Source organism: Mesorhizobium sp. M1428, from assembly GCF_040317515.1.
In the GTDB taxonomy this organism is placed as follows: Bacteria; Pseudomonadota; Alphaproteobacteria; order Rhizobiales; family Rhizobiaceae; genus Mesorhizobium.
Genome location: NZ_JAMYKT010000014.1, coordinates 167,370 through 189,378 on the forward strand (window position 1 = coordinate 167,370; position 22,009 = coordinate 189,378).

A 22,009-nucleotide genomic window follows, 5' to 3' on the forward strand; every position below is an offset into this window, starting at 1 on the left:
CTCAACCGCGCGCGCCCCCGCGGCGCCGCACCTGCAGCGGCGGCACCGGCTCGTCGGAATGGCCCTTGTAGAGCGGCGATTCGAGGTAGCGCGCGATGGCGAAACGCACCAGAACGGCAACGGCGGCGGAAGCCGGTACGGCGATCAGCAGGCCGACGAAGCCGAACAGCGCGCCGAAGGCAAACAGCGCAAACATCAGCCACACCGGATGCAGGCCGACGCTTTTGCCGACCAGCCTGGGCTGCAGGATGTTGCCCTCGATGAACTGGCCGACGAAGAACACGCCGGCCACCGCCGCGATCATGGTCCAGTCCGGCCAGAACTGGACGAAGGCGACGCCGACGGCGAGCACCAGGCCGGTCAGCGAGCCGACATAGGGGATGAACGAGATCAACCCGGCGAACAGGCCGATGAGGATGCCGAAATTCAGCCCCGTCAGCGTCAGGCCGGTGGCATACATGGCGCCGAGCACCAGGCACAGCGTGCCCTGGCCGCGCACGAAGCCGGCGGTCGCCGTGTTGATGTCCCTGGCGATCGTCCTGACGGTCTTGACATAGTCGCGCGGCACCCAGCTGTCGACGATTGCCACCATGCGGTCCCAGTCGAGCAGCATGTAGAAGGCGACGACCGGCGTCACCACGAACAGGCTGACAACCGAGACCAGCGCCACGCCGGAGCTCCAGATCGAGGTGAAGACCGTGGTCAGGAGGCCGAAGCCGGAGGTCAGCAGCGAGTTCAGGCCTTCGCGCAGGCCGTTGGCATCGACGCCGAATTTCTCTTCCAGCCATTTCGGGTCGAAGCTGGTGATCAGGCCCTGCAGACGGGTCAGATAGTCCGGCAGCTTGCTGGCGAAATCGGCCATCTGCGAGGCGAGCACCGGAACCAGGATGACGACGGCCAGCACCAGGACGACGATGAAGGCGATGAGGATGACCACCGTCGCCATCAGCCTGGACAGGCCGAGACGCTCCAGCCGGTCGGCGACGGGGTCGAGGAAATAGGCGAGCACCATGCCGGCGACGAAGGGCAGAAGGATGCCGCTGAAGACATAGAGGAAGACGGCGAGGATGATTGCGCTGACCAGCCAGAAGCGGATCTGGCGGCGAAACGACGCCGATGCCGAAGCCTCCGCCGCCGCGGCTTCAGCCTCGGCGTCGATGGACCGTTCGTCAGGTGCCCGGTGTTCAGGTGCCCCGCGTTCAGGTGCCGGGTGTGGAGCCTTCGCCATAGCCGCTCATATGCCTCAGCCAAGCCACGAGATAGGCCGCGGCCGAAGCCACGGTCAAGACCCCGGACAGCAATATGAGGGCCGGCCTCAGGGGATCGAGACGGATGTCGAAGGCGAGTTCGCCCAACACCACTGCCGCCAGCACGATCTGGATCGCGGTGTTGGCCTTCGACACCAGGAGCGGCTTCATCTCGACGGGATGCGCCATGACGGTGGACAAAAGCACGGCGCAGACGATCAGTGCGTCGCGCGACACCATGGTAACGACCAGCCACAGCGGCAGTTCGCCGCTGAAGCCCAGGACCACGAAAACCGAGACCAGCAGCAGCTTGTCGGCCATCGGATCGAGATAGGCGCCGAGGCGGGAAAACTGATTGAAATGGCGGGCGATGAAGCCGTCGACCCCGTCGGAAATGCCGGCAACGAGGAAGCCGGCAAAGGCCCAGTCCCAGCGTTCCTGCAGCATGGCTAGCACCACGGCCGGCACCAGCACGAAGCGCATGATCGTGATCATGTTGGGGATGGTCAAACGCATATCCCGTCGCTCTTGTTTGTCGATACATGATGGAGATGGAGGGTTACGGCAAGTGAGAAGCGACACACAAGCTGCCAATCTCCCCACAATGAAATAGGTCAAGACCGACGTCGATTTCGGTGAGGCTCATTCGTCTCACCATAGGAAGCCGAAGATATTCGCCCAGGCAAGGAAACAGACGCGATGACAATCACTATCACAGCATTTGAACGATCGCCCGATGGCGGCAAGGGACTGGCGCGCGATACGCGCGTTCGCTGGGCGCTCGAAGAAGTGGGGCAGCCTTATGAAGTTCGTCTTGTTTCCTTCGCAGACATGAAGGCGCCCGACCATCTGGCCATCCATCCCTTCGGCCAGATCCCCACCTATGAGGAAGGTTCTCTCTCGCTGTTCGAGACCGGCTCGATCGTCTTCCATCTTGCTGAGCAGCATGCGGGCCTGCTGCCGAAGGATCGCAATGCCCGCGCGCGTGCGATCACGTGGATGTTTGCTGCACTTAACACCGTCGAGCCGCCGATCCTCGAATTAACGACGGCAAGAATATTCGAACGCGACAAGCCTTGGAGCGAGGAGCGCTTGCCGTTGGTAAAGGACCGTGTTCGCGCTCGGCTGGACAAACTCTCGGCCCACTTAGGCGTCGCCGACTGGCTCGATGATACGTTCAGCGCGGGCGATTTATTGATGGTATCTGTGCTGCTGCGACTAAGAATGTCCGGGATTTTGGACGAATATCAAAACGTGGCTGCCTATGTAGCGCGCGGGGAAGCTCGGCCGGCTTATATCCGGGCTTTCGCCGCGCAATTTGCGATCAACGCCCCATCGACCACCTGAAAAATTGCCTCGTAAAGCTGAGCCTACCGCAGGCCTTTCTCAAGCTCATTGATATCTGGAAACCCGGTTGGGGTTTGATCTGGATGCGCAATGGTGCCGGTCGGCAGGTCGGCGGGACAGCGCCCCCCTCTGGCCTGCCCTCTTTGCCCTGCTTGGCATCTCCCCCTCAAGTGGGGAGATCGGCAGTTTCAGCGCCGTTATCCTTGCGGACCGAAACCGTTCATGCGAAGAGCCCGGGAAAGCAGGGAAAGAGTATGAGCAAGCGCAAGAACGGGCTCACCTATGCCGAAGCGGGCGTCGACATCGATGCCGGCAACCTCATGGTCGAGAAGATCAAGCCGCTGGTGCGCGCCACCCGCCGGCCGGGCGCCGATGGCGAGATCGGCGGGTTCGGCGGCCTGTTCGACCTCAAGGCAGCCGGCTTCACCGATCCGGTACTGGTCGCCGCCAATGACGGCGTCGGCACCAAGCTGAAGATCGCCATAGACGCCGGCAAGCACGATACGATCGGCATCGACCTCGTCGCCATGTGCGTCAACGACATCGTCGTGCAAGGCGCCGAGCCGCTGTTCTTCCTCGACTATTTCGCCACCGGCAAGCTCGATCCCGACCAGGGCGCTTCGATCGTCGGCGGCATCGCCGAAGGCTGCCGGCAGGCCGGTTGCGCGCTGATCGGCGGCGAGACCGCTGAAATGCCCGGCATGTACCACGACAAGGATTACGACCTTGCCGGCTTTGCCGTCGGTGCGGCCGAACGCGGCCAGCTGCTGCCGACCGACGACATCGTCGAGGGCGATGTGCTGCTCGGCCTCGCCTCGTCGGGCCTGCATTCGAACGGCTTTTCGCTGGTCCGCCGCATCGTCGCGGTAAGCGGCCTTGGCTGGGGCGATCCAGCGCCGTTCAATGACGAGGCGACGCTGGCCGAGGCGCTGCTCGAGCCGACCCGCATCTACGTCAAATCGATCCTCAAGGCGATCCGCAACACGCATGGCATCAAGGCGCTGGCCCATATCACCGGCGGCGGCTTTCCCGAAAACATCCCGCGCGTTCTGCCCAAGGATTTTTCGGCCGAGCTCGATCTCGGCGCCATCGAGGTGCCGCCGGTGTTTTCGTGGCTGGCCAAGACCGGCGGCGTCGCGCCGGAAGAGATGATGCGCACCTTCAATTGCGGTATCGGCATGATCCTGGTCGTCGCCTCCGGCCAGGCGGCGCAGGTCGCCGCCGTGCTGCAGGAGGCCGGCGACACGGTGACGCCGATCGGCCAGATCGTACCACGCCGCGATGCGGGCGTCATCTATCGGGGCTCGATCGGGCTATGACCAGAAAACGCACCGTAGTGCTTATCTCGGGGCGCGGCTCCAACATGACGGCGCTGATCGCGGCGGCGAGCAACCCGGCCTATCCGGCCGAGATCGTCGGCGTCATCTCCGACCGCGCCAATGCCGCCGGTCTCGGCATCGCCGCGGCGCGCGGCATCGCCACCAAGGTGATTTCGCGCTCGGACCATGCCAGCAAGGAAGCGCATGACGGGGCGATCGACGCGGCCCTTTCGTCGTTCGGCGCCGAGATCGTCGCACTGGCCGGCTATATGCGCATCCTCGGCGCGCATTTCGTCGAGAAGTGGCAGGGCCGGATGGTCAATATCCACCCTGCCCTGCTGCCTGCCTTCAAGGGGCTGGATACGCACGCGCGAGCCATTCGCGCGGGCATGCGCATCCATGGCTGCACGGTGCATTTCGTCACGCTCGACATGGATGATGGGCCGATCATCGCCCAGGCAGCGGTACCAGTGATGGTCGGCGACAATGAGGACACGCTGGCCGCGCGCGTGCTCAAGGCCGAGCACCAGCTCTATCCGCTGGCGCTGGGGCTGGTCGCCGAAGGCAAGGCGCGAATGGAAGGCGGCCGCACGGTCTTTTCGCGCTTCGCCGACGATGCCGACAACGCCACGTCGGTAGTGATCGCGCCCGACCCGCTGCGCGAAGAGACTGATCTCGAGCACCTGGCGCGGATCACGCCGTAAGAGTCAGTTCTTGAATTTGCGAGGAGACGGCTGGATGGCGACAGTCGAAAAAGTCAGCGTAGCGCTTTCCCCGGAACTGCTGGACATTGTCAAAGGCGCGGTGGCCAGCGGGCAGTACGGTTCGGCAAGTGAAGTGATCCGCGAGGCACTGCGCGAATGGCGGCTTCGCCAGCCCTTGCGCGAGGCCGAAGCGGAGCGGTTGCGGAAAGCCTGGACGGAAGGGCTGGAGAGCGGCCCGTTTGCGCCGTTCGACATCGAGGACATAATACAGAAGGCCCGCAGCCGGTTGGGCAACACTAGCAAAAACCGGCGGAATGGCTGACATCCGCATTGTCCGCAGCCCGGCGGCAGAAGATGATCTGATCGATATTTGGATAGCCCGCTTGCCGCGGACCGCTTTTTGCATGCTATTGCCGAGCGCGTCGTGCAATTGGGGACATTCTCGGAATCCGGTCCCAAGAGGCCCAACATCGCTGCCGATGTGCGTACGTTGACGATCGGCAATTATCTCGTGCTTTATCGGCCGGCCGAACAGCGGGTCGGGATCGTCCGCGTCGTGCATGGCGCACGCGACGTTTCGGCCTTATTTTGAATCCATGAAGCAACTGCTGCTCCTGCGTCACGCCAAGTCGAGTTGGGACGATCCCGGCCTCATCGACTTCGACCGGCCGCTGTCCGCGCGCGGGCTGAAGGCAACGCCGCTGGTCGGACGCGAACTGGCCCGGCGCGGCTGGCTGCCGGAGCTGGCACTGGTATCGCCGGCGCTGCGCACCCGCGACACATGGCGGCTGGTCTCGGCGGAATTGCCGGCAAAGGTGCAGGCCAAATTTGCCCAGGCGCTCTACGAGGCAGCGGCGGCGGACATCCTCGCCAAGGTTCGGCAAGTAAAGGCGGGAACCGGAACGCTGCTGGTGCTTGGCCACAATCCCGGGTTGGAGGAGTTCGCGCGCGGGCTTGCCGGGGCTGAATCGGACGAAGCGGCGCTGAAGAAGCTAGCGGAAAAATTTCCGACCGCGGCCCTGGCCCGTTTCGACGTCGATGGCGATTGGGCCGGTCTCAGCTTCGGCAGCGCCCGGCTGACGCACTGCATTTGGCCGAAGGACCTTCGCTAGGGATTGCCTGGCAGGCCGGGGGATCGCCGACCTTTCGGCCAAACCCGGCTTCGCACAAACAAGAGCGGCAGGCCAAGCCCGCCGCTCGTTGTGCTCCGGGGTAAGAGCAATCTTGGTCATTTCAGGTACTCCAGTGTACTGATCATTCGTGAGTTGTCGTTGCTTTCGACGCATTCGAGATGAGAGCGCTGTCCGCGCCGACGAATACTTACCCGGCTTTTTTTCGAAGTGCACGTTGCTGGACGGTTTCAGCAACCGAGATTGTGGCTACAGATGAAACCTGCAAATTCAAAGTGTTCGATTGGCGCAGGATGCGATCCGGCGCGCACCCCGTTGACAGGTGAAAGCAAGAGTAGCGGGCCAGGCCCGCCGCTCTTGTAATCCGGGGCCGTGATAATCAGCGGCCCCAGATGCCTTGGCCGGATTCAGGCGCCACCGACTCGGAAGTCGTCTTGGCACCGGTATGTTCGGAAGTAACCGGCTTGCGGATCGAGCCGGTAAACGTGTTGTCGACGTTGGCAGCAGGAGCCGCCGGCTGGTTGACGTTGTCCGCGCCATAGTGGTCGCTGCCGGCAAAGGCAGTGCCGGTGGCAACAAGGATGGCGGCGGCGGTAAGAGCGATCTTGGTCATTTCGGCTACTCCGGTAGTTCTTTGGTCTGTCCGTCAAGTGGCGTGCCTTGGGAGGAATTCGCGTCGCTCGGACCACCCCGAGATGGGTCGGCAAGCCTGTCGTTGCCAATCACGAAAATTTAGTAAGGGTGCGCCAAATTGGCCGCTTGAAATTCGACATGCGGCTCCTGTCGCCACAATGTTCTTCCTCCTTTTCAATTAGTTATGCGGTCATTGATGATTTTCGGCGCGAACATTCCGTGAGCCGGCGTTCACCCATTCCTGTACGCTCTGTCAACAGAAACCGAACCGTTCGGTTCGAGTTCTTCTACGCTTGGCTGATCAGCGATTTTAGAGCCTCGATCGACATTCCTGCCGACGGATCAATGCGCCATGAAATTCACGCTGCCAGCTCAGTGCCAGCGGCGTCATGCTTGGGTCGCGCGCTGGCCAGAAGCACGACGGGGCAGTTGCAGGCGGCTAAAACAGCGCCGGCGGTTTCGCCGAAGAACAGGTCCTCACCCGGACGTTGGGTGACGCCCATCACGACGATCGCCGCGCCTTTGGCCGCCTCCCGGGTGATCGCCTTGTCGGGTGTGACGCGGGTATGGAACGCTGTGTCGATATGCAGGCCGTAGCGGCCCGCCAGATCGGCGATGTCTTTCAGGACGGCCTCTTCGCGGCTATGCGACACCGATGTCGACCTGCGGCCCTTGGCTGCCCTTTGCGAGACATAGAGAACCTTGATCCGTGCCCGGTTTGGACGGGCCAAGGCCAGCGCCAAGTCGGCGGCGCGACGCGCCACCTGGGTACCGTTGACGGGGACGAGAATGCTGGTGCCGGCCTTCAGCGTCGGCATCTTTTCGGCAGCATTGCCGCCGTTCAGGACCAGACAAAGCGGGCCGTCAAATCCCGCGGCAATGTCGTTGAGGGCCGGCGCGAAGGCACCATCGGAGGTCAGCACGTTGTCAAGGCCGACCAGCAACAGGCCGTATCCCTTGCGGGCCTCTTCGGCGATCGTCTCACCCGTGGCCTCCAATTCGGTGCGGGCCGTCAGGTGGACTTTATCGACAAGCGTATCTTCGATCCGTTTCACCGCCTGAGCGCTTTTTCTTGCACCCTTCTTGATTTCCTGCAGGGCGCGCTCCTGTCCCTTGCTGTCGGTCGGCCTGTCAACTCGGCCGTCTTTCGGCTGAAGCAAGGTGGTGGGCAGGCGAAGCAAGGTGGTGGGCATGCCGCTGCCTCCGCCGACCAGTCCGGCGAGATAGGCAGTGAACTTGCCGATCCTGCTGTCGTCGACCAGCACCAGCAGCCGCTCCAGCCTGGAAATGAAGCCGTATTCGTCCAATGCCTCGCGCTCGACACGCTGCTGCTCGTCATGCCCAACCGGCAGCCGGCCGAGCGCCCAGCGCAGCATCGGTGGCATGGCCAAGGTGGTGATCACGGCCATGGTGACGATCATGGTGAAGAGATTGTGCGATAGGATGTTCATCGACAGGCCGATGCTGGCGACGATCACCTCGGTCGAGCCGCGCGCGTTCATTGCACTGCCGACGGCGATTGCTTCCTTGAATGACATGGCGGCGAGCTTGGCGCCGATGAACGCGCCGCCAAACTTGCCGATGCTGGCGATGAGCACGAGAGCGCCCGTCAGCATGGCAAGCGTCGGATCGGCGAGCACGGTGAGATCGGCGGAAAGCCCCGCCATGCCGAAGAAAATCGGCATGAACAGCGCGGTGATGACGCCGCGCAGCTGGCCTTCGATATGGCTGGAGAGGATGGGCGATTCACCGACAAGGATGCCGGCGACGAACGCCCCCAGCACGGTATGGACGCCTATCATGTTGGTGATCAGCGCCATCACGCCCATGATGATGAGGATCATGGTGATCACCGCAAACTCGCTGCGGAATTGATCGTTGGTCCAGCGGATCAAGGTGAAGACAAGACGGCGGCCAATGGTGAAGGAGAACACCATGAACAGTGCCACGGCGGCGATGGTGGTCACCAGCGGTACGAGCTGCAGCCTGCCATTGGTGGCGATGCCGAAGGTTACGGCGATGACCAGCCAGCCGATCGTGTCCTCGATGATTGCTGAGGAAATAATCACCTGTCCGAGGTTGCGGCGCATGAAGTTCATCTCGCGCACCACCATGGCGACGATCTTGACCGACGAGATCGACAGCGCGGTGCCCAGGAACAGCCCGGCGACGGTGCGTTGCGTGGGGTCAGGCAGCAATGCGTCCGGCAGGAACTGCGCCAGCGCGAAACCGAAGATGAAGGGCACCACGACGCCGGTAGCCGAAATGGAAAAACAGGCCGCGCCAACCCGGCGCACCAGCCGCAGGTCCGTCTCCATGCCGGTCAGCAAAAGCAGCATCAGGATGCCGAGCTGCGAGACCGCGTCGATCATGCCCTTTTGCGCGGGATCACTGGGAAATATCAAATGCTGGGCCGACGGCCACAGCCAGCCGAACAACGAAGGACCGAGCAGGATACCGCCGATCAGTTGGCCCATGATTGCCGGCTGGCCGTAGCGCTGCAGCACTTCGCCCAGGCCGCGCCCGACAAGCAGCAGAAGCACGATCTCGGCGACGAAAGCGCCTTCGCCCGAACCACCCATGCCGGAGGCCTTGGTCCCGGCAACGAGCGTCTCCGCCGCCCAGACCGCGCCTGCGGGAACGAAAGCGCAAACCAACAGCGCCAGGCTGGAACGTGTCGGAGCCTGCCAAGCCATGAAACCCCCATCGCCCAATGCACGTGTCCAACAACGCGCGACAGGGCGTTGCGTTGCCAGACAGCCGTTGCGTTGCTAGACGTGGACGTCACCGAAGGAGAGTTCGCCGTCGTCGCTCTCCGTCAGGAAGGCTGTCACCAGCAGGCCGGCATAGAGGACGGCGACCAGCACGACGATGACGGCGCCCGGAATTGGACCCAAGGCAGCACCGGTGACGGCCTCACGCATCGACCCGACGAAGCCAATGCGGACGCCTTCGGTCAGAAGACTAGGGGTCGACAGTTTGAGGATCCAGGCCAGCAGCAGAATCAGCAGCATGTAGATGTAATTGCGACGCAGGCGGCGCGCCAAAGCCACGCGTTGCGAAATCAGGAATTTCGGCGCGCGCAGGCTCTCGCCGACGATCAACAGCCAATCGGACGCGAAGTCCGGCTGCGGCGAGAATATCTGCGCGAAATAGTGCCGTTCGAACTGGCGCACGCGAGCCCGATAGAAGTCGAAGAAGCGATATCGGCGGGCCTCTATCCACAGCAGCAGCAGGACAAGCAGCATGGCAAACAGCAGCACGCCATGGTGAGCGCTGGCTGTCGAAAGCGAGACTGAGAGCATCGCGGCGACAACCGTTATCGCCCAGTTGCTCGTCCGGTCCAGGCGGTCGCGCCACCCGGCCATGCGCGCAATCTCGGCGCGATGAAAGTGCGACATCGTGGTTACGAGTTCGCCGGACGACAGTGTCCTTCCGATGGGATCCGGCGCCGGCAACACTTCTGCCATGACAATGCCTCCACCCGCCACGCGAAAACGGCCGGATGGAGATATCGTTCCGACGCTCAATCCGCCGGGCGCAGCCAGACCTTGTTGTCGTGGAAGGCGGCACCGCCATAGGGCGCCGGCGCATCGGCGCCGGTCAGCACGTTGATGCCCTCGCCACGCTCATGGGCGCTGTTCGGCCAGATGCCTTCGGCGACGACGACGCCGCGCTTGATGCCGTCGAACAGTTTTGCATGCAGCACCACTTCGCCACGCTGGTTGCCGACCTCGACACGGCTGCCGTCGGCGACGCCGAGTGCCGCCGCATCATCGGGATGCAAGAGCAGCTCCGGCCGGCGCTCTTTTGCCTTGGACACCGGCGTTTCGGCAAAGGTCGAATTGAGGAAATTGCGCGCCGGCGAGGTGGTCAGCCGGAACGGGTGCGCCTCGTCCGCCACCTCGATCAGATCGACATGATCGGGGAATTCGGGCAAGCGCGCCACCGGCCCGAACAGGCCCATGCTTTTCGGTGGCCGATTGGGTGACGCCTGGCCCGTCCAGTCAGCACGAAAATGAAACTTTTTGTCGGCATGACCGAAGCCTTCCAGGAAATGCGCGGCCGCGAAATCCGGCTGCAAATCGACCCATTTCTGCTCTTTCAGGCTCGAAAAGCTGCCAAGCACGCGTATGCCCAGAATGATGTCGATATGCTGCTGCTCGGTCATGCCGAAGCCGGGACGGTCGGCGACACCGAGCCTTTTGCCGAGCTCCTCGATGACGAAATGATTGGTGCGCGGGCCTTCCGGCGGCTCGATCAGCTTCGGCCCGAGGGTGATGTGCTGGTTGCCGCCGCCCTTGTAGACGTCGTCATGCTCGAGGAACATCGTCGCCGGCAGCACGACATCGGCGAGCTTGGCCGTGTCGGTCATGAACTGCTCGTGCACGCAGGAAAACAGATCGTCGCGCAGAAAACCCTGCTTCACCAGCCGCTGCTCTGGCGCGACATTGACCGGATTGGTGTTCTGGATCAGCAGCGCAGTCACCGGCGGGCCGCCATAGAGCGCATCCTCAGCCCCGGTCAGCACCGGGCCGATACGCGAATGATCGAGATGACGGATCGCGGGGTCACGCATCCGCGTGCCTTCGAGCAGTTCCTGGTTGAGCTTGAAGATGCCCGAATTGGTATGGAAGGCGCCGCCGCCCTCATATTGCCAGCAGCCAGTGACCGCCGCGATCGAGGCCGCGGCATGCATGTTGACCGAACCGTTGCGCTGCCGCGAAAAACCGTAGCCGAGGCGGAAATAAGTCTTCTTCGTCGTGCCGATGAGACGGGCGAAGGCCTCGATTTCGTCGACGGAAAGCCCGGTGATATCGGCGGCCCATCGCGGCGTCCTCGTTTGAAGATGCGCCTCCAGACCATGCGGATCGTCGGTGTATTTTTCCAGATAGGCGCGGTCGGCCATGCCGTCACGGAACAGCACGTGCATCACCGCGCAGGCCAGCGCGCCGTCGGTTCCGGGCTTCAGCACCAGGCCGAGATCGGCCTGCTTCATCGTCGCATTTTCGTAGACGTCGATGACGACGATCTTGGCGCCGCGTTCCTTGCGCGCCTTGATGGCGTGGGTCATCACGTTGACCTGCGTGACCACGGCATTGGTGCCCCAGATCACCACGCAGTCGGACTTTGCCATCTCGCGCGGGTCGGGGCCGCGCAGCGCGCCGGCGCCCATCATCCAGCCGGTCCAGGCCAGATTGGTACAGATCGAGCCGAAGAAGCCGGAGTATTTTTTGGCGTGCCTGAGCCGCTCGATGCCATCGCGCTGCACCAGCCCCATCGTGCCGGCATAGTAATAGGGCCAGACCGTCTCCGAGCCGTATTTTGCCTCCGCCGCGATGAATTTTTCGGCGACGAGGTCGAGTGCGGCCTCCCAGCTCGCTTCCTTCCATACGCCCTCGCCCTTGGCGCCGGCACGGACCAGCGGCTTCAGCAGGCGGTCGGGATGGTGAATGCGATCGGCGTAACGGGCGACCTTGGCGCAAATGACGCCGGCCGTATAGCTGTTGGCCTTGGCGCCATGGACGCGGCCAATACGCCTGGCGTCGAGCAACTCGACCTCGAGCGCGCAGGTCGAAGGGCAATCATGCGGACAGGCCGAATGGCCGATTTTGAGCTTGGCGTGCTGATTCATGGGCGCAAACTAGCCGGTTGTGATAGTGGCGTGTAGGGCCAGATGACGAGCCAATCTCCCCCCAAGTGGCCTCTTGTGGGGGAGACGTCCGGCAGGACAGAGGGGGGCGCGAAGGATTGCCTACTATTGGAAATGATGCCGCTCTGACCAAGACGGCGGTCGGCCGCGGCGAACAGCTGCGAGGCTGGCGGGACAGCGCCCCCCTCTGCCCTGCCGGGCATCTCCCCCACGAGGGGGAGATTACGCTCTCCTACTCCGCCGTGCCTTCTTCGTACTCCGACGACATCGACAGCCATTTTTCCTCGTGGCCGGCCAGCTGTTGCGCGAGTTGTGAGCGCTCCTTGGCCAGCCTTGTGGCAGTCGAGGGGTCCTTTTCGTAGACGGCCGGATTGGCGAGTTCGTCCTCGATCAGGTCGATGCGCTTGCGGAGGCGGTCCATCAGCGCTTCGGTAGCGCGGATTTCCTTGGCCAGCGGCTCGAAGGCGGCGCGGCGCGCGGCTGCATCGCGGCGGCGGTCAGCTTTCGAGGCTTTATCCGCCTCGCGCTTGCCGCGGCGGTCGCCGGAGACGCCGGTGACCAGCGTCTTGTAGTCCTCGAGGTCGCCGTCATACGGATTGACCGCGCCGTCCTTGACCAGCCACAGCCGGTCGGCCGTCGCTTCGAGCAGATGGCGGTCGTGCGAGATCAGGATGACCGCACCGGGAAAATCGTTCAGCGCATGGATGAGCGATTCACGGCTGTCGATGTCGAGATGGTTGGTCGGCTCGTCGAGGATGAACAGGTTCGGCCCCTCGAAGGCCGACAGGCCCATCAAGAGCCGCGCCTTCTCGCCGCCGGACAGATCTTTGGCGGCGGTGTTCATCTTTTCGGTGGTCAGGCCGAACTGGGCGACGCGGCCGCGCACCTTGGATTCCGGCGCTTCCGGCATCAGCCGGCGGACGTGCTCGTAGGCGTTTTCGTCGGGCCTGAGGTCGTCGAGCTGGTGCTGCGCGAAGATTGCCACCTTCAGCCCGGGCGCCACCGTCATGCTGCCGGTCTCCGCCTTCAGCCGGCCCGCCAAAAGCTTGGCGAAGGTCGACTTGCCGTTGCCGTTGGCGCCGAGCAGCGCGATGCGATCGTCGGCATCGATGCGCAGCGTCATCTTCTTCAGGATCGGCTCGCCCTCGGTGTAGCCGACGTTGACGTTGTTGAGCGCAATGATCGGCGAGGCCACCGTCTTCACCGGCTCCGGAAAGGAGAACGGCCGCACCGTGTCGTTCACGATCGCGGCGATCGGTTTCATCTTCTCCAGTGCCTTGATGCGCGACTGCGCCTGCCTCGCCTTCGACGCCTTGGCGCGGAAGCGCTCGACGAAGGCTTCCATGTGCTTGCGCGCGGCTTCCTGCTTGACGCGGCCCTTCTCCTGCAATTCACGCTGCTCGGTGTATTGGCGCTCGAACTGGTCGTAGCCGCCGCGCCAGAAGGTCAGCTTCTTCTGGTCGAGATGGACGATCGAATTGACGGCGCGGTTGAGCAGGTCGCGGTCGTGCGAAATCAGCAGCACGGTATGCGGGTATTTCGACACGTAGTTTTCCAGCCATAGCGTGCCTTCGAGATCGAGATAGTTGGTCGGCTCGTCGAGCAGCAGCAGATCGGGCTCGGCAAACAGCACTGCGGCCAGCGCGACGCGCATGCGCCAGCCGCCGGAGAAGGACGAGGCCGGGCGCCGCTGCGCGGCATCGTCGAAGCCGAGGCCGGCGAGAATGGTGGCCGCGCGTGACTCGGCCGAGTGCGCGTCGATATCGGCCAGCCGCATGTGGATGTCGGCGATGCGGTGCGGGTCGGTCGCCGTCTTTTCCTCTTCGAGCAGGGCACTCCGTTCGAGGTCGGCCTTGAGCACGATCTCGATCAGCGGCTCCTCGGTGCCAGGCGCTTCCTGCGCGACCTGGCCGATGCGCGTGTTTTTGGGCAGGCTGATCGAGCCGGTCTCGGAGGCGAGGTCGCCGGTGATCGCCTTGAACAAGGTTGTCTTGCCGGTGCCGTTGCGGCCGACAAGGCCAGCCTTGCTGCCGGCCGGCAAGGTCAGTGAGGCATGGTCGAGAAGCAGGCGTCCGGCCATACGGAGCGAAAGGTCGTTGATGATCAGCATGGCCGGGCTTTTGCACGGGACAACCATGCTTCGCAAGGGCTTGAGCCCCGGCTCGCCGCATAAGGCGCGAAAACCGGCAGCAAGCAAGTCAGCCTGTCGCGCCGCAACTTCCCGCAAACGCAAAAAGAACCCGCGATCCTGAGGGGGGATAAGGATCGCGGGTTCTTTCGTGAACGGCGGCCTTGGGAGCGTCCGATCGACATCCAAACACGCAGCAGCCTGGTTTGTTCCATGGGAAGAACGAACTATGTGATGAACAAACGCTGCCGTGGCCGACACGTTTGTCCACAGGGGCGTGCCGTCTGTACGCTATCGACCATGACGCTGCGGAAAGACTCGGCTATCCTTGGATGTGCGGCGGGCCTGATCTCCGCCTGGCCGGCGCCATCAGCTTCCTCCCAAGCGGCGCCGGCCACCCTCCTTGACCGGCGCCGACGCCATTTGAGGCGGTCATTGTTTCGGCGGCGTGCCGGGCTGATCACCGCCGGTCGTAGACTTCGGCACCGGATTCTTGTCGACCTGCGGGTTCTGCTCGACGGTGTCGCCGGGGGCTTTGGTCGGCTGGATGTTGTTGTCGCAACCCGCAACCGTCAGAGCTGCCATAAGCAGCAGGATTGAGCGCTTTTTCATCGCAGTCTCCTCTCGCCCGACAACGAGGCGTCGGCAATTTGGTTGCGCGGCCGGTGTCGTTCCCGCATTCGCCAAGGAGCCGGGGAACAAAATGCCGCGTCTCCGGTTGCTGCACAATCAATGGAGGAAGGCATGATCCGTCTGCTCATCGCCGGGGCAATCGTCTATGTCGCCTATCGCGTCGCCAAGAAAGTGATCGACGAGGTGCCCGACGATTTCGATCCGCTGCTGCTGCCGCCGCCACAGGACGATCGCGAGGCGCTGCGGCGGCAATCGGCAAGGATGGGCGTCGAGCCCGAGCGTTAGTCGACAGGCCTGCCCGCCAGGCTTCTTCGTTCACGAGCCCTGTTCCGGCTCCGCAAACCGTTGCGAACAAAGCAGAAACGATGCTTGATGGGCGATGAACCTTGCCGCCCGTGATTCGTCCTTCCAGCCGGCCTATCTGGCGAAGCTCAACGCCGAGCAGCGGCTTGCCGTCGAACATGGCGACGGCAAGATCGCCGGGCCGTTGCTGGTGATTGCCGGCGCCGGCTCCGGCAAGACCAACACGCTGGCGCACCGGGTCGCGCATCTGATCGTCAGGGGTGCCGACCCCCGCCGTATCCTTTTGATGACATTTTCGCGCCGTGCCGCAGCGGAAATGGCCAAGCGGGTCGAGCGCATCGCCGGCGAGGTGCTGGGGCGCGATGCCTCCGTCATTACCGATGCGCTGAGCTGGACCGGCACGTTCCACGGCATCGGCGCCAGGCTGCTGCGCGATTATGCGCTGGAGATCGGTCTCGATCCCGCCTTCACCATCCACGACCGCGAGGATTCCGCCGACCTGATGAATCTCGCCCGCCACGAGCTTGGGTTTTCGAAGACCGAAGCCCGCTTCCCGACCAAGGGCACCTGCCTTGCGATCTATTCGCGTGCGGTCAACGCACAGGCGCCGCTCGGCGAGGTGCTGGGTTCGGTGTTCCCGTGGTGCGCCGGCTGGGCCGAACAGCTGAAGCAATTGTTCGCCCGATATGTCGAGGCCAAGCAGGCGCAGAATGTGCTCGATTACGACGACCTGCTACTCTATTGGGCGCAGATGGCCGGCGAGCCGGAAATCGCCGCGCATCTGGGTGCGCGTTTCGACCATGTGCTGGTCGACGAATACCAGGACACCAACCGGCTGCAGGCATCGATCCTGACGGCGCTCAAGCCCGACGGATCGGGGCTTACGGTGGTCGGCGACGACGCGCAGTCGATCTATTCGTTCCGCGCCGCGGAAGTGCGCAATATCCTGGATTTTCCCAAGCAGTTCGCGCAGCCGGCGGAAGTCGTCATGCTGGAGCGCAACTACCGCTCGACCGAGACGATCCTGGCGGCGGCCAATGCGGTGATCGGCGAAGCGTCGGAACGTTTCACCAAAAATCTCTGGACCGAGCGCAAATCGGCGGAAAAGCCGAAGCTGGTGAGCGTGCGCGACGAGACCGAGCAGGCGAGCTATGTCTGCCAGGCGATACTCACCGAACGCGAGGCCGGCACGGTTCTCAAAGCACAGGCGGTGCTGTTTCGCGCCTCGCACCATAGCGGCCCGCTGGAGATCGAGCTGACGCGCCGCAACATCCCCTTCGTCAAGTTCGGCGGGCTGAAATTTCTCGACGCAGCTCACGTCAAGGATATGCTCGCCGTGCTGCGCTTTGCCGAAAACCCGCGCGACCGCGTCGCCGGCTTTCGCGTGCTGCAACTTCTGCCGGGCATCGGTCCTTCGGCCGCCAATGCGATCGTCGAGACCATGGCGACGTCGCTCGACGAGACAATGGGGCTTGCCCGCTATCGGCCGCCGCAGCGGGCCGCCGACGACTGGCCGGGCTTTGTCGCGCTCTATAGCGGCCTGCGCGCCGGCGCGCAAAAATGGCCGGCCGACCTCGAGCAGGTCAGGCTCTGGTACGAGCCGCATCTGGAGCGTATCCACGAGGATGCAACGACGCGCCGGGCCGATCTCCTGCAACTCGAGCAGATCGCTTCCGGCTATGCGTCGCGCGAGCGCTTTCTCACCGAGCTGACGCTCGATCCGCCGGACGCGACCAGCGACGAGGCCGGCCCGCCGCACCGCGACGAGGATTATCTGATCCTGTCGACGATCCATTCGGCCAAGGGCCAGGAGTGGAAGAACGTCTTCGTACTCAACACCGTCGACGGCTGCATCCCGATCGATCTCGGCGTCGGTAGCAAGGAGGACGTCGACGAGGAGCGGCGGCTGCTCTACGTGGCGATGACGCGCGCCAAGGATAGCCTGCACCTGGTCATGCCGCATCGCTTTTTCGTGCACGGCCAGGCGGCGCGCGGCGACCGCCATGTCTATGCCTCGCGCACGCGCTTCATCCCGCGCTCGATCCTCGGCGCCTTCGAGCAGGTGGCATGGGCCAGCGTCCAGGCCAGGGACGATCCGCGCCGCCAGCCGCAGGTGCGTGTCGACCTCGGCGCCCACATGCGCGGCATGTGGAAATAGGCACCCGCCTCGCCGCTGGCGCTGCTCGCCCGGCGACCGCTCCCGGAGCCGGCGAAAAAACAGTCCCGGCAACATGGAACCTCGCGCCGTGATCCGCGTTTCTGCCCGACCCCCAGACCGGAGAACGGCGTCCGCCGTGACCTCCGCCCATTCGAGAGGCCAGAATGCACGACAGGACGTTTTCCACCCCGGTCGCCCTAACTGTTGGCGCCGGCTACAAGCGTACAATCGCTTCGTTCTCCGAGATGCACGAATTCCTGACCGAGTTCCCGCCTTCGCGCCGGCGGCTGAGCTATGGTGCGGCGGTAAAGGCCTGCGAGGCGGCACGTGCCGGCGAGATCTCGGCCGAAGCGGCACGCGACGCCCTGATCACCTTCGCCGTGACGGCAGGCATTCTCTGGCCGGCCGCCCAGCCGGCAGTCTCGGTCAAGCCCGTCGCCCGGGGCCTCGGCGGCTACGCCGCCTGACAGAAACGACCATCAATGGACCGTCATCGGGCCGCCGCCCGGCGCGTCGCCCGCTGCCGCGGGTTCGAAACTGACCTGATCGCGGCCGTTCGATTTGGCCTTGTAAAGGTGCTTGTCCGCCACCACGAACATCTCGGCGTAGGTGGTCGGCCCGCTGAACGCCACGCCGCCGATGCTGACCGAGAGAGGACAGGGCCGGCCGCCAGGCGAGAACTCCGCCTCACGGACGCGTCGGCGAATTGTCTCCGCTACCAGCCAGGACTGCGAAGGATCTGCGCCGGGAAGGAAAACCGCAAATTCCTCGCCGCCGATCCGGCCGACGATGTCGGCGCCGCGTAGCTGGCCCTGGATCGTCCTGGCGATCAGCTTGAGCGCCTGGTCTCCGCAGTCGTGGCCGAGGCGGTCGTTGACGGATTTGAAATGGTCGGCATCGACGATCAGCAAGGCGCCGGCATTAACGACGGAATGGCTGCGGGCCTGTTCTAGATAGGCCTCGACGAGCATGGAAAACGCACCCCGGTTGAATACCGCCGTCAGGCTGTCGGTCGCCGCGACGACGGCCAGTGTCTTCTGCGCGATCGCCAGCTGGCGCATTTTCCACATCAGGAAAGAGAAGAACGAGCTGGCCAGGACGAGCGGCAGCAGCAGGTCGGTGAGCTGCGCCCGCCACAGCGCTTCCGGCGACAAATACGGGAAATTGAAGGAATCGACGAAGAACGCGGCTGCAATGCAGACCGCCGTGCCCGCGACGGTAACCGCCACGACCCTGCCCCAGCTCGTCGGGGACAAATCGATCTGCATGCTTTTGCTCCTGCTTCGGCCGGCTACCTTGAAGCAACAGCGCAAACGAAGTCCTAAGACTTTGCTTTCAATTCGATCGCAGTCGAAGCGAACCAGCCGTCGAGATGGCGGCCGGATAAGAAGATCGGTCCTAAATCAGCTGCCTTCTGATGCTCATCCGGGTGACCGCGGTCACAAGAATGGCGCCGATCATGAAATAGATGGTCGCGACGATGTCGCCCTGATGGAAATAATAACCGGAGTTGAGAAGCGCCAGGACCACGGCGAAGAACGCCACGAGGCGCAAGGGTTCATTGGGCATGCGTGCCAATTCTCGCTGTTGCTGCTGAATGCTGCTGAAGCGGCCGCCCTCACGACCGTGCGCTCCATAAAATGTTTTGGTAGGTTTTGCAATCTCGGCGGATCGTCCTCTACCACCGTCCGCTTCACCAGCCATCCCAAGTTCAGGCGAATGCCCTGCCCTCCTCGCTGCGCTGGAACATCGTCAGGTCCAGTCCGAGGCTTGGCTTGCCCAGAATGGTCAGGATCGCGTGCGCCTGGCCGCGGTGGTGGGTCTGGTGGTTGAAGAAGTGGTCGAGCGCCGGCGCCAGCCGCTGCGAGACGGTGCGCATATCCGAGACGGTCATATAGGAGAAGCGGCCCGACAGCGCCTTGTCGCTCAGGCCGTCTACCCAGTGGATGATCCGTTTGTCCTCGGCCTCGCGCGCCAGCCGCAAGCCGGGCAACGCGCGGTGCAGGATCGCGTCGAGCTTTGCCGGCGCGTCGCCCTCGCCGGTGAAGCGTTTCATCCAGATACGGTCGGCTGCCAGGAGGTGGTTGAGCGTTCCCATCATCGAACCGAAGAAGACGCCGATATTGCGGTCGAACTCTTCCTCGTCGAGATCGGCGGCGGCATCGTAGATGCGGCCATTAGCCCATTGATTGTAGGCCGCAAACATCCTGAAATGCTGTTTCATTCTTCTCTCGACCTGCGAGACCCTGTTTCGCGCGGGTCTGTTTCGGGCATAGTTAGACTGCAAGGACGCTGCCGCCAATGACCATTCTGCTCTATGACCTTGTCGGACGCGACGCCGCCCGCCCATTCAGCCCACATTGCTGGAAGGCGGTGATGGCGCTGACCCACAAAGGGCTCGACATCACCAGCGTGCCGACCCGTTTTCTCGAAGTGCCGAAGGTGGAAGGCGGCGTCTCGAAGCTCGTTCCGGTGATCCGCGACGGCGAGACGGTGGTCGCCGATTCCTTTGCTATCGCGCTCTATCTCGAGGAGGCCTATCCCGAGCGGCCGACATTGTTTTCCGGCGACGGCGGCAAGGCGACGGCGCGCTTCATCGAACGCTGGTCGCAGCTGACCACCCATCCCTACGTCACCACCGCAGCGATACTGGACCTGCATGCAATGCAGGACGAGGCGAACGCCGCCTATTTCCGGCAGAACCGCGAGCAGCGCTTCGGCAAGCGCCTGGAGGCAGTATACGCCACCCGCGACGCCGGGCTCGCCAGCTTCCGCGCCTCGCTGGAGCCGCTCCGCTCGATGCTTGGCTATCAGCCCTTCATCGGCGGCCCGTCGCCGCTGTTTGCCGACTACATCGTTTTCGGCGCGCTGCAATGGGCGCGCATCGCCACGCCCTACCGGCTACTCGACGACAGCGATGTGGTGGCGCAATGGTTCGAACGATGCCTCGATCTGCATGGCGGCCTCGGCCGCACGGTCGCGGCCGCAGCGATCGCCCCACTCGAGAGTTGAAATCGGCAGTTTCATCGGCAACGCCACATTTTGTTCTTGCTTTGTGCCGGCAGCTATGCTACTAATCTGGGTATGGTGCTAATTGGCTCCAACGACCCGCCCGGCTTGCCGAGGCGGGTTTTGTTTGCCGATCAAGGTCCCAACGGCGTAGATCGCGGCGATGTCGTCCGGCCTCGGCTAAAGCGCCTCGCGTTCGACCGGCCTCAAGTGGCGCGCTTTAGGTTCGTTTTTTGATGCATGTCGTTACCGCAAACCGCTGCACACCCCGGATCAAGCCCGAGGGCATGCTTTGGCGCGACATGCATTAGAATTCGCGCCCGGCGAAATGCGACAATGCGGGTAGACGAAGTGTCGCTTGAGGCGCCTCATCACTGCCCGGATCGAAGCAAACAAGACGAAGTCCGGCGAACCGGGCAACCACAACAAAGGCAGCGCGCCATGACCACAAACCCAGAGTTCCCGGCCGACTTTCGCGCCGGGCTCGCCAATCTTTTCCTGTGGCGGCGCGACGTCAGGCGGTTCAAGCCGACGCCGCTCCCCGAAGGGGCGCTGGAGCGGCTGCTCGAGCTTGCCAGCGCCGCGCCGTCCGTCGGGCTGAGCCAGCCCTGGCGCTTCGTCATCGTCGAGAGCGAAGCACGCCGCGCCGCCGTCAGGGCATGCTTCGAGCGCTGCAACGCGGAGGCACTCGCAAATTTTTGCGGCGAACGCGCCGCGCTCTATGGTCGCCTGAAGCTTGCCGGCCTGAATGAGGCGCCCTGCCAGCTTGCGGTTTTCGCCGACCGCGCAACCGAGCAAGGGCATGGGCTTGGACGCCTGACCATGCCAGCCACCATAGACTATTCCGCTGTCATGGCGGTCCACACGATGTGGCTGGCTGCGCGCGCCGAAGGAATAGGCATGGGCTGGGTCTCGATCCTCGATCCGGCCGAGATGGCGACAATCCTGGACGTCCCGCCGGAGTGGACGCTGATCGGTTACTTCTGCATCGGCTACCCGAGCGAGAACCACAGCGTGCCGGAACTGGAACGGGAAGGCTGGGAAACCCGGCGGCCATCTATCGTGACAAGGCGGTAGTGCAATGGCGGCGCTGCCATCCTCTTTGCAGGGAAGAATGGCTTTCCCCCGCAGGGCTGTGGAAATCATCGATGGTTCGCCGATCGTCAGTATCGCCAACAAGGCAGCATGGCAAAGCCAGTTATGATGGCGTTGACCTGAGGAAGGGCACAGAAATGTTCCGCTATGACATGCAGGCCGAGATCTGGGTCTATCCGGGCAAGGGCGGCTGGCATTTCGTGACGCTGCCGCCGGAGCTTGGGGCCCGGATTAAGACGGCGATGGTGGGGGCGGCAAGGCCCTGGGGTTCGCTTGGCGTCGAAGCCGTCATCGGCCAGACCAGATGGCGGACATCGCTGTTTCCCGACAAGAAATCCGGCAGCCTGCTCTTGCCGATCAAGACCGCGGTGCGGGTTCGCGAAGGCCTCGGGGCTGGCGACACGGCCAACCTGACGATCGAGATGCAGTTATGACGACTTCCCCACGAAAGTGGGGAGAGGTGGCTCGGCGAAGCCGAGACCGGAGAGGGGACTGCGCTCTACGAAGGCCCCTCTCCGGGGGGGGGGGGGGCCCCGCGCCCCCCCAAGGGGAGGGGGGGGGACACCTTGGTGAGTGTTGTAGGGGGCAAAACCCACACCGGGCCCGGAGCCCACCGGGGGGGGGCCGGGGGCTGTTAGAAAAAGGAGCGG

24 protein-coding genes are annotated in these 22,009 nt (G+C 63.6%); 13 read left to right on the plus strand and 11 right to left on the minus strand.

What is annotated here, in order from left to right; all coding sequences use genetic code 11:
- Position 1: 1 nt before the first annotated feature.
- Positions 2 to 1,228 carry an AI-2E family transporter gene (locus NKG60_RS20750; protein ID WP_352975426.1) on the minus strand — a complete coding sequence of 409 codons (1,227 nt, stop codon included), beginning with the start codon at positions 1,226 to 1,228 and terminating at the stop codon, positions 2 to 4.
- On the minus strand, positions 1,200 to 1,757 hold the full coding sequence (locus NKG60_RS20755; protein ID WP_352566705.1) for a CDP-alcohol phosphatidyltransferase family protein: 558 nt from the start codon (positions 1,755 to 1,757) through the stop codon (positions 1,200 to 1,202). Before NKG60_RS20755 ends, NKG60_RS20750 begins: the two co-directional genes overlap by 29 nt.
- A gap of 189 nt (positions 1,758 to 1,946) precedes the next feature.
- Between NKG60_RS20755 and NKG60_RS20760 the strand changes: the two genes are divergently transcribed.
- The 6 genes from NKG60_RS20760 (at position 1,947) to NKG60_RS20785 (ending at position 5,729) form a co-directional block, all read left to right on the plus strand.
- Positions 1,947 to 2,594 (plus strand): glutathione S-transferase family protein, encoded by a 648-nt coding sequence (locus tag NKG60_RS20760; RefSeq protein WP_352975427.1) that lies wholly within the window; start codon positions 1,947 to 1,949, stop codon positions 2,592 to 2,594.
- Between the two features lie 254 nt (positions 2,595 to 2,848).
- The gene (gene purM, locus NKG60_RS20765) at positions 2,849 to 3,913 is read left to right on the plus strand and encodes a phosphoribosylformylglycinamidine cyclo-ligase (RefSeq protein WP_352975428.1); all 1,065 of its coding nucleotides are present in this window, start codon (positions 2,849 to 2,851) and stop codon (positions 3,911 to 3,913) included.
- Positions 3,910 to 4,617 (plus strand): phosphoribosylglycinamide formyltransferase, encoded by a 708-nt coding sequence (gene purN / locus NKG60_RS20770; protein ID WP_352975429.1) that lies wholly within the window; start codon positions 3,910 to 3,912, stop codon positions 4,615 to 4,617. The genes purM and purN overlap by 4 nt, the downstream gene beginning before the upstream one ends.
- Before the next feature lie 34 nt (positions 4,618 to 4,651).
- Positions 4,652 to 4,939 carry a type II toxin-antitoxin system ParD family antitoxin gene (locus NKG60_RS20775; protein WP_352867343.1) on the plus strand — a complete coding sequence of 96 codons (288 nt, stop codon included), beginning with the start codon at positions 4,652 to 4,654 and terminating at the stop codon, positions 4,937 to 4,939.
- Between the two features lie 78 nt (positions 4,940 to 5,017).
- Positions 5,018 to 5,209: a type II toxin-antitoxin system RelE/ParE family toxin gene (locus NKG60_RS20780; RefSeq protein ID WP_352975431.1), complete on the plus strand. Its 192-nt coding sequence runs from the start codon at positions 5,018 to 5,020 to the stop codon at positions 5,207 to 5,209.
- A gap of 4 nt (positions 5,210 to 5,213) precedes the next feature.
- The gene (locus tag NKG60_RS20785; RefSeq protein WP_352975433.1) at positions 5,214 to 5,729 is read left to right on the plus strand and encodes a SixA phosphatase family protein; all 516 of its coding nucleotides are present in this window, start codon (positions 5,214 to 5,216) and stop codon (positions 5,727 to 5,729) included.
- 397 nt (positions 5,730 to 6,126) lie between these two features.
- On the opposite strand, the gene NKG60_RS20790 is transcribed toward NKG60_RS20785, so the two are convergent.
- The 6 genes from NKG60_RS20790 to NKG60_RS20815 all read right to left on the minus strand — a co-directional run bounded on the left by NKG60_RS20790 (position 6,127) and on the right by NKG60_RS20815 (position 14,773).
- Complete coding sequence (locus NKG60_RS20790) at positions 6,127 to 6,360, minus strand: DUF680 domain-containing protein (protein ID WP_352975434.1); 234 nt, start codon at positions 6,358 to 6,360, stop codon at positions 6,127 to 6,129.
- Positions 6,361 to 6,739: 379 nt separating this feature from the next.
- Complete coding sequence (locus tag NKG60_RS20795; RefSeq protein ID WP_502912320.1) at positions 6,740 to 8,962, minus strand: cation:proton antiporter domain-containing protein; 2,223 nt, start codon at positions 8,960 to 8,962, stop codon at positions 6,740 to 6,742.
- 189 nt (positions 8,963 to 9,151) lie between these two features.
- On the minus strand, positions 9,152 to 9,850 hold the full coding sequence (locus tag NKG60_RS20800) for a DUF2270 domain-containing protein (protein WP_352492634.1): 699 nt from the start codon (positions 9,848 to 9,850) through the stop codon (positions 9,152 to 9,154).
- Positions 9,851 to 9,906: 56 nt separating this feature from the next.
- Positions 9,907 to 12,015, minus strand: coding sequence for a molybdopterin-containing oxidoreductase family protein (locus tag NKG60_RS20805; RefSeq protein WP_352975439.1), 2,109 nt, complete (start codon positions 12,013 to 12,015; stop codon positions 9,907 to 9,909).
- Between the two features lie 250 nt (positions 12,016 to 12,265).
- Positions 12,266 to 14,143 carry an ABC-F family ATP-binding cassette domain-containing protein gene (locus tag NKG60_RS20810; protein WP_352975442.1) on the minus strand — a complete coding sequence of 626 codons (1,878 nt, stop codon included), beginning with the start codon at positions 14,141 to 14,143 and terminating at the stop codon, positions 12,266 to 12,268.
- A 450-nt stretch (positions 14,144 to 14,593) separates the two neighbouring features.
- Complete coding sequence (locus NKG60_RS20815; protein ID WP_254820275.1) at positions 14,594 to 14,773, minus strand: hypothetical protein; 180 nt, start codon at positions 14,771 to 14,773, stop codon at positions 14,594 to 14,596.
- Positions 14,774 to 14,905: 132 nt separating this feature from the next.
- Between NKG60_RS20815 and NKG60_RS20820 the strand changes: the two genes are divergently transcribed.
- From NKG60_RS20820 to NKG60_RS20830, 3 genes are all read left to right on the plus strand, one after another.
- Complete coding sequence (locus NKG60_RS20820; RefSeq protein ID WP_023677660.1) at positions 14,906 to 15,079, plus strand: hypothetical protein; 174 nt, start codon at positions 14,906 to 14,908, stop codon at positions 15,077 to 15,079.
- Positions 15,080 to 15,173: 94 nt separating this feature from the next.
- Complete coding sequence (locus NKG60_RS20825) at positions 15,174 to 17,255, plus strand: ATP-dependent helicase (RefSeq protein WP_352975443.1); 2,082 nt, start codon at positions 15,174 to 15,176, stop codon at positions 17,253 to 17,255.
- 164 nt (positions 17,256 to 17,419) lie between these two features.
- A complete protein-coding gene (locus NKG60_RS20830; protein ID WP_352452964.1) occupies positions 17,420 to 17,722 on the plus strand; it encodes a DUF982 domain-containing protein in 303 nt (100 codons plus the stop codon).
- Between the two features lie 12 nt (positions 17,723 to 17,734).
- Here the strand turns inward: NKG60_RS20830 and NKG60_RS20835 are convergent, their stop codons facing one another.
- From NKG60_RS20835 to NKG60_RS20845, 3 genes are all read right to left on the minus strand, one after another.
- On the minus strand, positions 17,735 to 18,523 hold the full coding sequence (locus NKG60_RS20835) for a GGDEF domain-containing protein (RefSeq protein ID WP_352670259.1): 789 nt from the start codon (positions 18,521 to 18,523) through the stop codon (positions 17,735 to 17,737).
- A 130-nt stretch (positions 18,524 to 18,653) separates the two neighbouring features.
- On the minus strand, positions 18,654 to 18,959 hold the full coding sequence (locus NKG60_RS20840) for a hypothetical protein (protein WP_352867321.1): 306 nt from the start codon (positions 18,957 to 18,959) through the stop codon (positions 18,654 to 18,656).
- 7 nt (positions 18,960 to 18,966) lie between these two features.
- Positions 18,967 to 19,479, minus strand: a complete 513-nt coding sequence (locus NKG60_RS20845) for a DinB family protein (protein WP_352670262.1) — start codon at positions 19,477 to 19,479, stop codon at positions 18,967 to 18,969.
- A 77-nt stretch (positions 19,480 to 19,556) separates the two neighbouring features.
- Between NKG60_RS20845 and NKG60_RS20850 the strand changes: the two genes are divergently transcribed.
- The 4 genes from NKG60_RS20850 to NKG60_RS20865 all read left to right on the plus strand — a co-directional run bounded on the left by NKG60_RS20850 (position 19,557) and on the right by NKG60_RS20865 (position 21,793).
- Entirely contained in the window at positions 19,557 to 20,267 is a 711-nt protein-coding gene (locus tag NKG60_RS20850) for a glutathione S-transferase family protein (RefSeq protein WP_352975445.1), read from the plus strand.
- A gap of 438 nt (positions 20,268 to 20,705) precedes the next feature.
- Positions 20,706 to 21,341: a 5,6-dimethylbenzimidazole synthase gene (gene bluB, locus NKG60_RS20855; RefSeq protein ID WP_352670267.1), complete on the plus strand. Its 636-nt coding sequence runs from the start codon at positions 20,706 to 20,708 to the stop codon at positions 21,339 to 21,341.
- Between the two features lie 4 nt (positions 21,342 to 21,345).
- The gene (locus NKG60_RS20860) at positions 21,346 to 21,468 is read left to right on the plus strand and encodes a hypothetical protein (protein WP_352975447.1); all 123 of its coding nucleotides are present in this window, start codon (positions 21,346 to 21,348) and stop codon (positions 21,466 to 21,468) included.
- Between the two features lie 28 nt (positions 21,469 to 21,496).
- A complete protein-coding gene (locus NKG60_RS20865) occupies positions 21,497 to 21,793 on the plus strand; it encodes a DUF1905 domain-containing protein (protein WP_352975450.1) in 297 nt (98 codons plus the stop codon).
- Positions 21,794 to 22,009 lie beyond the last annotated feature (216 nt).

What these genes read in the sequence shown, in the direction of transcription:
- NKG60_RS20810 (WP_352975442.1), bottom strand. Translation starts at nt 14,143, where the DNA reads ATGCTGATCATCAACGACCTTTCGCTCCGTATGGCCGGACGCCTGCTT.
- NKG60_RS20840 (WP_352867321.1), bottom strand. Translation starts at nt 18,959, where the DNA reads ATGGCTGGTGAAGCGGACGGTGGTAGAGGACGATCCGCCGAGATTGCA.
- bluB (WP_352670267.1), top strand. Translation starts at nt 20,706, where the DNA reads ATGACCACAAACCCAGAGTTCCCGGCCGACTTTCGCGCCGGGCTCGCC.
- NKG60_RS20750 (WP_352975426.1), bottom strand. Translation starts at nt 1,228, where the DNA reads ATGGCGAAGGCTCCACACCCGGCACCTGAACGCGGGGCACCTGAACAC.
- NKG60_RS20795 (WP_502912320.1), bottom strand. Translation starts at nt 8,962, where the DNA reads ATGGGTGGTTCGGGCGAAGGCGCTTTCGTCGCCGAGATCGTGCTTCTG.
- NKG60_RS20775 (WP_352867343.1), top strand. Translation starts at nt 4,652, where the DNA reads ATGGCGACAGTCGAAAAAGTCAGCGTAGCGCTTTCCCCGGAACTGCTG.
- NKG60_RS20760 (WP_352975427.1), top strand. Translation starts at nt 1,947, where the DNA reads ATGACAATCACTATCACAGCATTTGAACGATCGCCCGATGGCGGCAAG.
- NKG60_RS20830 (WP_352452964.1), top strand. Translation starts at nt 17,420, where the DNA reads ATGCACGACAGGACGTTTTCCACCCCGGTCGCCCTAACTGTTGGCGCC.
- NKG60_RS20825 (WP_352975443.1), top strand. Translation starts at nt 15,174, where the DNA reads ATGAACCTTGCCGCCCGTGATTCGTCCTTCCAGCCGGCCTATCTGGCG.
- NKG60_RS20845 (WP_352670262.1), bottom strand. Translation starts at nt 19,479, where the DNA reads ATGAAACAGCATTTCAGGATGTTTGCGGCCTACAATCAATGGGCTAAT.
- NKG60_RS20860 (WP_352975447.1), top strand. Translation starts at nt 21,346, where the DNA reads ATGGCGGCGCTGCCATCCTCTTTGCAGGGAAGAATGGCTTTCCCCCGC.
- NKG60_RS20850 (WP_352975445.1), top strand. Translation starts at nt 19,557, where the DNA reads ATGACCATTCTGCTCTATGACCTTGTCGGACGCGACGCCGCCCGCCCA.
- purM (WP_352975428.1), top strand. Translation starts at nt 2,849, where the DNA reads ATGAGCAAGCGCAAGAACGGGCTCACCTATGCCGAAGCGGGCGTCGAC.
- NKG60_RS20805 (WP_352975439.1), bottom strand. Translation starts at nt 12,015, where the DNA reads ATGAATCAGCACGCCAAGCTCAAAATCGGCCATTCGGCCTGTCCGCAT.
- NKG60_RS20785 (WP_352975433.1), top strand. Translation starts at nt 5,214, where the DNA reads ATGAAGCAACTGCTGCTCCTGCGTCACGCCAAGTCGAGTTGGGACGAT.
- purN (WP_352975429.1), top strand. Translation starts at nt 3,910, where the DNA reads ATGACCAGAAAACGCACCGTAGTGCTTATCTCGGGGCGCGGCTCCAAC.
- NKG60_RS20835 (WP_352670259.1), bottom strand. Translation starts at nt 18,523, where the DNA reads ATGCAGATCGATTTGTCCCCGACGAGCTGGGGCAGGGTCGTGGCGGTT.
- NKG60_RS20820 (WP_023677660.1), top strand. Translation starts at nt 14,906, where the DNA reads ATGATCCGTCTGCTCATCGCCGGGGCAATCGTCTATGTCGCCTATCGC.
- NKG60_RS20865 (WP_352975450.1), top strand. Translation starts at nt 21,497, where the DNA reads ATGTTCCGCTATGACATGCAGGCCGAGATCTGGGTCTATCCGGGCAAG.
- NKG60_RS20790 (WP_352975434.1), bottom strand. Translation starts at nt 6,360, where the DNA reads ATGACCAAGATCGCTCTTACCGCCGCCGCCATCCTTGTTGCCACCGGC.
- NKG60_RS20800 (WP_352492634.1), bottom strand. Translation starts at nt 9,850, where the DNA reads ATGGCAGAAGTGTTGCCGGCGCCGGATCCCATCGGAAGGACACTGTCG.
- NKG60_RS20815 (WP_254820275.1), bottom strand. Translation starts at nt 14,773, where the DNA reads ATGAAAAAGCGCTCAATCCTGCTGCTTATGGCAGCTCTGACGGTTGCG.